General features: G+C 73.6%; 5 protein-coding genes. 1 reads left to right on the top strand and 4 read right to left on the bottom strand.

Annotated elements, in window-relative coordinates:
• From JKV81_RS18475 to JKV81_RS18485, 3 genes are all read right to left on the bottom strand, one after another.
• Positions 1-6,021 (bottom strand): type I polyketide synthase, encoded by a 6,021-nt coding sequence (locus tag JKV81_RS18475; protein WP_202076842.1) that lies wholly within the window; start codon positions 6,019-6,021, stop codon positions 1-3.
• 100 nt (positions 6,022-6,121) lie between these two features.
• Positions 6,122-7,705, bottom strand: coding sequence for a PfaD family polyunsaturated fatty acid/polyketide biosynthesis protein (locus JKV81_RS18480; protein ID WP_202076844.1), 1,584 nt, complete (start codon positions 7,703-7,705; stop codon positions 6,122-6,124).
• Positions 7,706-7,816: 111 nt separating this feature from the next.
• Entirely contained in the window at positions 7,817-8,929 is a 1,113-nt protein-coding gene (locus JKV81_RS18485; RefSeq protein WP_129260910.1) for an SDR family oxidoreductase, read from the bottom strand.
• A gap of 357 nt (positions 8,930-9,286) precedes the next feature.
• Between JKV81_RS18485 and JKV81_RS18490 the strand changes: the two genes are divergently transcribed.
• Positions 9,287-10,387 carry a CocE/NonD family hydrolase C-terminal non-catalytic domain-containing protein gene (locus JKV81_RS18490; RefSeq protein ID WP_236057074.1) on the top strand — a complete coding sequence of 367 codons (1,101 nt, stop codon included), beginning with the start codon at positions 9,287-9,289 and terminating at the stop codon, positions 10,385-10,387.
• Positions 10,388-10,457: 70 nt separating this feature from the next.
• Here JKV81_RS18490 and JKV81_RS18495 read toward each other — a convergent pair.
• Positions 10,458-10,799, bottom strand: a 342-nt coding sequence (locus tag JKV81_RS18495; RefSeq protein WP_202076846.1) for an ATP-binding cassette domain-containing protein, incomplete at its 5' end; no start/stop codon positions are given.

The raw sequence follows: 10,799 nt of genomic DNA on the forward strand, positions 1-10,799 counted from the left end.
TCAGGAGGGGCGCCGCACGAGTTCCACGCCGAGCAGCTCCACCACAGGGGAGCCGTCCGGGCCGAGGAGGGCGGCGTCGCAGCGCGCCCCCGTGTCGTGCACCTTCCTGGCCCGCACCACACAGCGCACGGGGCCCTGGACGGGGCCGCGCCGGTGCACACGGCACTCCGCGACCGCCATCGGCAGGGTGGCGTCACCGAGCGCGCCGTCCGCCCACAGCAGCGCGAGTTGCAGGGCGCCGTCCGTGGCGGCCGCGTCGAGGTGCCAGTGGTCACCGCCCCAGCCGAGTTCGGTCAGGCCGGCCACCGTCGCCTCGGCTCCGTCCGCGCCGACACCGTGGACGGAGCTCAGGGCGTGGAACCGGGGGCCGTGGAACAGGACGCGGCCGTCGTAGATGCCGGTGTCCTTCGGGGCGGTGAGCCCTCGGGGGGTGTCCCAGCTCTCCGGTCGCGGCGGTTCCGCCTCGAAGTCCAGCTGGACCCGGAAGTGCGGTGTGCCCTCCTCCCCCACGAGTTCGGCCTCCACGGCCGAGGGGGATCCGGTCGCCGCGCGGCGGCCGCTCAGGGTGAGCCGGTGGCCCGCGCCGTCGAGGTGCGGAAGGGCGACCTTGCTGAAGACGCGGAGGTCCCGCAGCACCAGGTGGCCGGCGTCCGGCCGCCAGGCCGCGGCGGCGCCGGCGAACCGGTCCAGGGCGACGGCCACCGGCAGGACGGGGACGCCGGCGATGTCGTGGTCGGCGAGGTAGGGACGCGTCCGCGCGTCGATGCGCACCTGCGCCGCGGCCGGATCGGTGACGGCTTCCGCCGGGCCGGGGCCGTCCCCGGCCGCGACGAGCACCACCCTGGTGTCGGCGCCCGGAGCGCCCAGTTCGGCGGTGAAGGCGGCGGCGCCCTGTGCGGTGGGGATGAGGGGCACCCCGGCCCGGCCGAAGTGCGCGGCCAGTGCGGGCGTGACCATCCCTCCGTGCCACGGGCCCCAGGAGACCGACCGCACCAGGCAGTCGGGCCTGCTGGCGCGCTCGGCGCAGGCGACCTGGTTGAGCACCTCGTTGGCCATGGCGTAGTCGCTCTGTCCGGCGTTGCCGTGAACGGCGGCCACGGAGGAGAAGAGGACGATGGTGTCGAGCGGATCGTTCCCGGTCGCGGCGAGCAGGGTGCGCAGACCGCCCGCCTTGGTGGCCAGGACATGGTCGAACTGCTCGTCGGTCTTCTCGGCGATCAGCTTGTCCGCCAGCACCCCGGCACCGTGCACGATCCCGGTGACCGGCCCCCAGTCACGGCGCACCTCTTCCAGCGCGTGGTGCAGTGCTTCGCCGTCCCGGACGTCCACCGCCACGTACCGGACGGCGGATCCGGCGCTCTCCAGCGCCGCCACCGTGGACCGGATCTCGCGGGCGGCCAGGATCCTCCGGGCCTCGGCCCCGATCGCGGCGGGAGTGGCCCCGGCGGTCCGTTCCGCGAGGGCCCGGGTGAGCGCGGCCTCGTCGGTCGCCGCCGCCAGCCCCGGCGGTTCCTCGGCGGGCTCGGTGCGGCCGAGCAGCACGATGCGCGGCCGGTGCGTCCTGGCGAGGTCCAGCAGCGCGGCCGCCGTCACCCCCCGGGCCCCGCCGGTGGCCACGATGACGGAGTCCGTACCGATGCGCGCGCCCGTCCCCGGCTCCACCGGCACGGGGACCATGACCGGGATGGTGCGGGTGCCGTCCGCGCGGAGGCCGACCTCTGCCGCGGGTCCGCCGTCGAGCAGTTCCCGTACGACCGCTTCGGCGACGGCGTCGGCGTCACGCCCGCCGCGCTCGCAGTCGATCACCTTGACCACGGCCGTGGGCCATTCCCTGGCGGCGGTCCTGGCGAGCGCGGCGATCCCGCCGAGCCAGGCCCGCTCCGGGCTGCTGCCGCGCAGCCCGAAGTCGCCGCCGGTGTCCTGTACGGCGACGAACACCCCGCCTGCGGTGGTGAAGTGCGGCGCGAGCGACCTGGCCGCGTCGAAGACGTCCCGCTGGACCGCCAGCGCGGCCTCGGGCGAGCCGGCCGGGGCGAGGCCCCCGAGGTGCACGACCGCCCGCGCCTCCGGGGGCACGCTGGAGACGACGGTGGCGCGCAGGCCGTGGCCGGTCAGTCCGGCGGCCACCCGCTCCGCGACGCCCTCGCCGTCCTCGATGACGGCGATCGGCTCGTCCCCGAGACCGGCCAGGGTGAGCCCGGGTGCGGGGGTCTCGACCGTACGGACGGCGAGCCTGGTCAGCTCGGTGGCCGGCTCGGCCGTGCGCACCGGCTCGTGCCGGGGAGCGGGGATCGCGTGGTCCGCCTCGGGCACGGCGACGAGGGCGGTGGGGGCGGGGACGGTGGCGTCGGCCGGTGCGGTGGCGGCCGTGAACGCCTCGACGATCTGGCGGAGGGTACGGAGCTTCAGGAGTTCGCCCACGTCGCCGCTCGCCTGCTCACCGACCCGCTCCCGTACGGCGGACAGGACCTCCACCCGCTTGATCGAGTCCACTCCCAGGTCCGATTCGAGCTCCATGTCGACGTTCAGCATCGCGACGGGGTACCCCGTCCGCTCCGCCACGACGGACAGCAGCAGCTCCTCGAACGCTTCGGCGGTGAGCTCCCGCGCCGCACCGGGAACGGGCTGGGCCGGTACGGGCTCAGACGGCACGGGTTCAGCCGGTACGGGCGGTGACTCCTGGAGCACGGCGGACGCGGTGGGTGCGGCGGGCGCGACGGGCGTCGTCGGTCCCGGGGAGGGCACGGGGGCCATGGGAGGGGCGGGTGCCATGGCCGGGGTGGTGGCCACGGCCTGGGCGGGCAGGGCCACCGGCGCCGCCGTAGCGCCGGGTGAGGTGAACAGCGCGGGAGCGCCCGCCTGACCACCGCTCTGCGCGCCCAGCATCGCGCTGAAGGTCGTCTCCGTCATCTGGAGGAAGGCCAGGTGACTGTCGATCAGCATGCGCTGGCAGGCTTCGTGCGCCTGTGCCGTGTAGCGCTGCACGTTGTCGATCACGGCGAGCCAGCCCACGTCCGTTCCCGTGCCCGTGCCCATGCCCGCAGGCGCGGGAACGGCATGCACGGGCTGCACGGGCGGGGCAACGGTGCTCACGGGAACGGCGGCCCCCGGTACGGCCGTTGCCGGGGCCGGGACCTGTACGGCGGGCGGTGCCACCTCGGCCGGGCGGGGCGGGTTCGGGGCGGGCAGCGCCGCGGCGCCTCCGGCGGGCGGGTAGACCCGTCCCTGGTTCCTGCCGTTGATCTGCACGGTCATTCTGGGCTTCTGCTCCTCGGCTGCTGCTGCGGGCGGCGCGTACGGCGCCCACAGGTCGTCATGGTCAAGAGGGACGCCCCACACGGAGAGCCGGCCGAGTGCGTCCTGGAGGGAGGTGACTCCGTTACGTCCCTTGCGGTCCAGGCCGACCGCGAGGTGCCTGCGGTCGCCGAGGATCTGCGTGACGAGGCCGGTGAGCGTGTCGCCGGCGCCGACCTCGACGAACGTCCGCACGCCTGCGGCGTACATCGCCTCGATCTGGTCGTCGAACAGCACGGGTGAGGCGAGGTGACCGGCGATCCTGTGCCGGATCTCGTCGGGGTCGGACGGGTAGGGCGCGGCGTCGGCGTTCCCGTAGACCTCCAGCCGGGGCTCCCCGACCGGCATCTCGCGCAGGTGGTCGAGGAGGGGCCGGGACGCCCCGGCGACGACCGGGCTGTGGAAGGCGGTCGCGGCCTCCAGCCGTCGCGTGGTGATCCCCTCGGCGGCGAGCTTCTGTTCGACGATCGCCAGGGACTCGGAGACACCGGAGAGCACGGTCTGGGCGGGAGCGTTGTGGTTGGCGGGCCAGACGTCCGTGACCCCGCAGCCGGCGACGACCTCCTGGATGCGGTCGCGGCCGGCCGCCACGGCCAGCATGGCGCCCGGCACCGCCGCCGCCTCACGCATGAGCTCGCCGCGCCGGCGGGCGAGACCCACCAGCGGCTCGGCCTCCAGGGCGCCGGCGGCGTGCAGCGCCACCAGTTCACCGAAGCTGTGGCCCGCCACGCAGTCCGGGCGCAGCCCGAGCCCGCGCAGCACCTCGGCCAGGGCGAGGCTCTGCACCGCGAGCGCGGGCTGCGCCCACTCGGTCGCGGTGAGCAGCGCTTGCTGGGCGGCCCGTTCCTCTTCTCCGAAGGCGGGCGGCGGGAACACCGCGCGGTGCAGCGGCCGGTGGTCGAACTCCATGGTCCCCAGCCGGTCCCACACCGCCTGGGCGGCCGGGGACAGCATGGCCACGTCCGCGCCCATGCCGACGTACTGGGCGCCCTGTCCGGGGAAGAGGAATCCGATCCGGCCGGCCGGGGCCGCGCCGGTGGCGTAGTGGACGCCGGTGGGCGTGGAGAAGGCGGTGTCCGGCTGCCGGCCGATCAGTGCGAACGCCTGGGCGAGCTTGTCCGACAGGTCGTCGGGGTCCGCCGCGACGATCGCGAGGCGCACGGGGTCGGTCGTACGGAAGGCCTGCTGGCTCTCCCGTGCGGTCTCCGGCAGCGGCCGGGCGCTGTCGGGTGCCCGTTCCAGGAGGGTGGCGGCCGACGGGGCGCTGAGGAGGACCAGCTCGGTGGGGGCGGTCCTGGTCCGCCATGCGGCACGGCCGCCGGAACCGGCGGGGGGTGTGTACTCCTCCAGGGTCACGTGGAAGTTGCTGCCGCCGAAGCCGAAGCTGGACACGGCGGCCCGGCGCGGCCGGTCCGGGGAGCGGACCCACGGGCGCGTCCGGGTGTTCACGTAGAACGGGCTGTCGTCGATCCGCATCGCGGGGTCGGGCCGGTCCACCTTGATCATCGGCGGGAGGACCTGGTGGCTCAGGGCGAGGACGCTCTTGAGGAGGCCGACCGCTCCGGCGGCGCACTTGGTGTGGCCCACCTGCGACTTGACCGACCCGAGGGCGCACCACTGCCGGTCCTGCCGGTCCGACTCCTCGTACACCTGGCGCAGCGCGGCGAACTCCGCGCCGTCCCCCGCGCTCGTCCCGGTGCCGTGCGCCTCCACCAGCTCGACGGTCTCCGGTCCGTACCCCGCGTCCTCGTACGTACGTCGAAGCGCGCGGGCCTGTCCTTCGGGCAGCGGGGCGTAGATGGCGCCGCTGCGGCCGTCGGACGAGGTGCCGATCCCCCGGACGACGGCGTGGATCCGGTCGCCCGCGCGCTCCGCGTCGTCCAGCCGCTTCAGCGCGTACATGGCGATGCCCTCGCCGAGCATCGTGCCGTCGGCCGTGTCCGAGAAGGGCCGGCAGTCGCCGGTGGGCGAGAGGGCGGGTGTCTTGGAGAAGCACATGAACGTGCCCGCGTCGTTGGAGGCGTCGACGCCTCCGCTGATCACGAGGTCGGCCCGCCGGAGGGAGAGCTCGCTCACCGCGGCCGAGAGCGCCGCGAACGAGCTCGCGCAGGCCGCGTCCGTGATGTGGTTGGTGCCGTGCAGATCGAACCTGTTGGCGATCCGGCCCGCGATGACGTTGCCGAGCAGCCCAGGGAAGGTCGACTCCTGCCAGGGGGTGTAGTGGTCGGTGATGCTGTCGCAGACGGCCTGCGCCTCGTCCTCGGGGATCCCGTTCTCCCGGAGGGCCTTGATCCAGACGGGGCGCTGGATCCGCGCGGTCATGTGCGTGAACAGCTCCGTGGCGCCCGCGCCGAGGATGACGGAGACGCGGTCGCGGTCCGCTCCGGCGAGGCCGCCGGCGTCGGCGAACACCTGCTCGGCGACGGTGAGGGCGAGCAGCTGCACGGTGTCCGTGGCGGCCAGGGTGTTGGGCGGGATCCCGAACGCCATCGGGTCGAACCCGACGTCGGACAGGAAGGCTCCCCGGCGGCCGTAGGTCTTGTCCGGCGCGGTGGGGTCGGGGTCGTAGTAGTCCTCGACGAGCCAGCGGGCGGCGGGGACGTCGGTGATCAGGTCACGGCCGGCCAGGACCGTGCGCCAGAACCCGTCGGCACCGTGCTCCCCGGGCATGAGCGCGCCGACGCCGACCACGGCGATCGGGACCTGTCGGGGGCGAGAGGTGGGCATGCTCGCTTACTTCCTTGCTGGTCGGTGGTAGGCGCGGAGGACGGTGGTGCGCAGGACGGTGGCGGCGCGGAGGTCGGTGGTACGTGCGGAGAGAGGACGGTCAGGCGAGGCGGCGCGGGGTGAAGGCGAAGGCGGTGGACGGCACCGGCACCCCGTACGTGCGGAGTTGGTGCGCGCGGGTGACCACGGCGGCGCCTTCGAGCAGGTTGAGCGCGATCTGCACCACCGACCGCTCGGCCCGGTCCGCGAGGAAGCTGCCGGCGGTCCACCGGTTGAACGCGCCCATCGCCGGCCCGCACCAGATCTGGTAGTCACCGCGCCGGGAGGCGTCCCCGGTGATCGCCCAGCGGCTGGAACTCCCCAGGTACCAGCGGAAGACCAGCGCCATGCGGTGCTTGGGGTCCTTCTCCGCGCGGTCCGCCTCGGCGGGGTCGCGCTGCTGCCAGAAGCGTCTGGTCCGTGCCCACACCTCGTCGAGCGGGGCCCGGAACACCTCCCGTTCGAGCTTGGCGCGCAGTTGCGGCGGCAGCTCCTCCAGGGAGGCGTGGGCCTCGTACGCCTCGTGGAGACGGCCGGCCCGCTGGGCGAACAGGGTTCCTCTGCGCAGGACCTGGAGCTTGACGCCCGCCTCGAACATGTCGGCCGCGGGAGCCATGATCACGTCGGCGATGTCGGCGTCGGCCAGCATGGCCTTCGCGTCGTCCGAGAGGCCCGCCTCCACGGCGACCTGGTTCACCGATCCCGTCACGACGTAGGCCGCTCCGAGCGCGAACGCGGCGGCCACGCCGTCCGGGGTGCCGAGTCCGCCGGCGGCGCCGACCCTGATGTCCCGCGTGTACCCGTGGCGGCGTACGAGTTCGTCCCGGAGGAGCAGGATGCGCGGCAGCAGGGCGCCGAGGGGCCGGTTGTCGGTGTGTCCCCCGCTGTCGGACTCCACGGTGAGGTCCTCGGCCACCGGCACCAGTGCGGCCAGCTCGGCCTCCTCCGGGCTGAGTTCCCCGTTCCCGACGAGGTGGCGCAGCAGGTCGGGCGCCGCAGGTGAGAGGAAGCGGGTCGCGACCTCGGGCCGGGACACCTTGGCGAAGAGACGGGTACGCCGCACGATCCGCCCGTCCGGGCCCCGGCGGAGACCGGCGGCCGAGCACAGGACGACGGCCGGGGTGAGCTCCATGTACGCGGACACCGAGACGCAGGGGACGCCGTGCCGGAGGAGCAGCCCGGCGACGCGGTGTTCCAGACCGGGTTCGTTCGGTGAATGGATCAGGTTCACACCCCAGTTGGGGAGACCGGCCAGTTCCGTCGCCAATTCGCGTACGGCTTGCTCCACCTCGGGGAGGGCGAGGCCGCCGGCGCCGAAGAAGCCGAGCATCTCGGCGCGGGCCATCGCCGCCACCATGCGGGTGGTGGCGATGCCGTTGGCCATCTCCCCGGCGACGTAGGGGAAGCGGACCCCGTGGGCCTCGCAGAAGGTCCGCCCTCCCAGCCACTCCGGGTACAGCGGCGGCAGTGTGCCGACGACGTCGCCCGGGGGCCTGGCCCCGGTCACCAGGCCCAGTTCCCGGCCCGTGGGGTCGGCGACGATGTGCGCGGGGTGCCGGATCTGCCGGACGCAGGCCGCGATGTGTTCCGGAGCGAAGACGGAAGAGCCGGTGGCGGCTCCGTCGGGGCGTGCCAGAAGGGACAAGGGTCGGTTTCCCGTCGGGAGGAGGGCGTGGATCCCTGGGGTGGGTGCGGATTCATGGGGTGGGCGCGGATTAATGGGGCGGGTGCGGCCCGGGCGGGGCAGCGGTGCCGCTCAAGGTGCTCCGGCGGTGGAGACGGGCCGGCCCGGGGTGATGCCGGCGGCCAGATAGCCGAGATCGACACGGATCCCGGACGGTTGCTGGCCCAGCAGGCTCCGTACACGGGTGTCGTCGAAGCGACGGCGGTGGCTGAGGTACGGCGTGAATCCGGGGTAGAGGTCCGCGGCCGTCTCCAGCGGGGCCGGGTCGTCCGGTCTCTTCGCGACGAGCCGCACCCTCACCGGTACGATCCGCTCCACCAGGTCGGCGAGCACCGTGGTGGCGACATCGTGGTCGTGGACGACGTGGTAGACGTCGGCCCGCCCCGAGGGCGGAAGGCCCGCCAGCCGGACCATGACGGCGGCCGCGTGCTCCACGGGCATCAGGTTCAGATGCCCGTCCGGGCGGCCGGCCACCCGGACCACCGGCCTGCGCTCGTCGGGAACGCCCGCCGGGCCGCCGTCCCCCAGCGACGCCTGCACGATCCGGGTGAGGAACTGCAGGGGGTGCTGGGGCAGTTCGGCGTACGCGGGCAGGTCGGTGACCAGGATGCTCGGCCGCATCACCACGACGGGCCTCCCGTGGGCCCGTGACCAGTCGCGTACGAGGACCTCGGCCTCGTACTTGGACTGCTCGTAGCTGTTCTCGAATCCGTAGCGGCTGTCCAGCTCGTCCTCGTAGACGACGCCTTCACGGCGGGCCCCGCCCACGAAGGCGGTGCTGATGTGGTGGTACGAGGGCCGGCGGCCGCCCGCGGCGGCCAGCTCCAGCATGTTCCGGGTGCCTTCGACGTTGACGCGGCGGAGGGTGTCGAGGTCGTCGTCGAGGTTGATGTTGCCCGCGCTGTGCCAGATCACGTCCAGCTCGTCCGCCAGCCGCTGGAACGCTGCGGCGGACAGCCCCAGCGCCGGGCGGCCCAGGTCGGTCTCCACGACGCGGATCCTGCCGGGGAGTCCGGCGATCAGCGCGGCGGGCGCGTCGGTCAGCTCCAGGAAGCGGGTGATCCGCCCGAGCGCGCAGCCCGACCCCGCGTGCGCGAGGACCGTCAGTGAGTCGTGGTGCGCCAACAGCTCACGGACCAGACGTAGTCCCAGGAACCCGGTGGCCCCGGTGAGAGCGACGCGCACTGTTCAGTAACTCCAAAGTCCAGAGAACGGAGATCCGTTCGGCCCGCCGGAGAGCCGCCGGGCGGGTGGAACGTCCCGCGGGTCGCACCGGCCGGTCTCCCGGGATGGACAACCACCGGTCGCCGCGCAGGGAAACGGGATGGCCGCCGCGCGCGTCCGACTTCACCCGAATGGACCTGAACACGCCCGGTCATGTGCTCGACCGCAGGCAGGGCCCGCACCTGAGGAACGGTGCGGGCCCTGCCTGCGGCGGTGAGGAGTCCGGGAAGCCGCGTCCCGGGTCGCCCGGGGTCTCCGGGCCGCGCCGGCCAGACGGCGGTGGGGGCCGGTCGGGCCTTTGACGGCGTCAAGTCCCGCATGCTGGAGACCTACTCGCCCGAGGAGATCCAGGAGCGCGTGGCGAAGCGCCTCCAGAACCCGGACGTCGCCGCCTGGCCGAACCTGTTCCACGTGCTGAACTACCCGAAGAACCACGAGGCCTGGTTCGACATCGTGATGAACGAGGTCGACGGCGAGTGGTACGAGGAGCACAACCCGGTCACCCTCGCGCCGAACATCGACATCCCCGTCTGGCTCCAGATCGAACAGGGCCGCGGCTGGACGATGGACGGCACCATCGAGCTCTACCACGCGCTGAACGGACCGAAGAAGCTCGACATCGGCCCGTACCCCCCGATGCAGTCGCGCCCCTTCGTCGAGGAGCACGACAAGATGTTCCGCTGGTACGAGTACTGGCTCAAGGGCATCGACAACGGGGTGATGGACGAGCCCGCCGTCAGCGTCCATGTCGAGGGCTCGCGGGAGACCGTGACCGGCGCGCAGTGGCCGCCGAAGGACGTGGAGCACAGGCCGCTCTACCTGCGCCCGCGCCGTGCGCTCTCCCCCGAGCCCGAGCCGATGGGCCCCGAGTACGCCGCCCCCGACGGCTTCTACCAGGCGCCGCTGACGGTGACCGACAAGGTCGAGATCCTCAGCTGGAGCACCGCCCCGTTCACCGAGCCCACCGAGATGATCGGCCAGGGCGCGGCGCACCTCTTCGCGGAGATCGACCAGCCCGACACGAACTTCATCCTGCGCATGTGGGACGAGGCTCCCGGCGGGGGGCGTCAGCTCATCACGACCGCCTACCTCAAGGCGTCGCACCGTGAGCTCGACGAGGAGCGCACCACGGAGGGCGACCCGTATCACCCGCACACCCGGGCGGTGCCGGTCGAGCCGGGGAGGATCGAGGAGTACGTGCTGCGGGTCTACCCGTTCGGCGCGACGTTCCTGCCGGGGCACAAGCTGGTCGTGGAGCTGTCCAACGACGAGCCGCTGGCCGACGCGCACAACGCGCTGCTGCCGCCGGACGCCTTCCACCTGCCGGTGGGGCGCCCCGTCACGCACAAGATCTACCGGGACGCCGCGCACCCGTCCCGGATCGTGCTGCCGTTCACGAGGACCGTGCCGTCCTCCTGACACACCGCCACCGCACCGCCCTGGGGACCCGTGTCCCCAGGGCGGTGCGGTGTTCCGGGTGTGTGAGGGGTCAGGCGGGCAGCCGCGGGACGCTCTCGATCAGCCGTCGGGTGTAGGGGTGGGCGGGTTCGCCGAGCACCTGGGAGGTGGCGCCCTGCTCGACGACTCGGCCGCGCTCCAGCACGGCGGTGCGCTCGCACAGAGAGGCCACGACCGACAGGTCGTGGGAGACCATGACCAGCGTCAGCCCCTGCTCCTCCTTGAGCTCGGCCAGCAGGTCGACGACCTTCACCCGGGTGGTGACGTCCAGCGCGCTGACCGGCTCGTCGGCCAGCAGGACGCGCGGGTCGCAGACCGTGGCGCGGGCGATGGCGATGCGCTGGCGCTGGCCGCCGGAGAACTCGTGCGGATA

Origin of the sequence: Streptomyces silvae, assembly GCF_016745505.1 — a bacterium.
GTDB classification, from domain to species: Bacteria; Actinomycetota; Actinomycetes; order Streptomycetales; family Streptomycetaceae; genus Streptomyces; species Streptomyces silvae.

Excerpts from the sequence above, each read along its gene's own strand:
- JKV81_RS18475 (WP_202076842.1), bottom strand. The coding sequence starts at position 6,021 with ATGCCCACCTCTCGCCCCCGACAGGTCCCGATCGCCGTGGTCGGCGTC.
- JKV81_RS18490 (WP_236057074.1), top strand. The coding sequence starts at position 9,287 with ATGCTGGAGACCTACTCGCCCGAGGAGATCCAGGAGCGCGTGGCGAAG.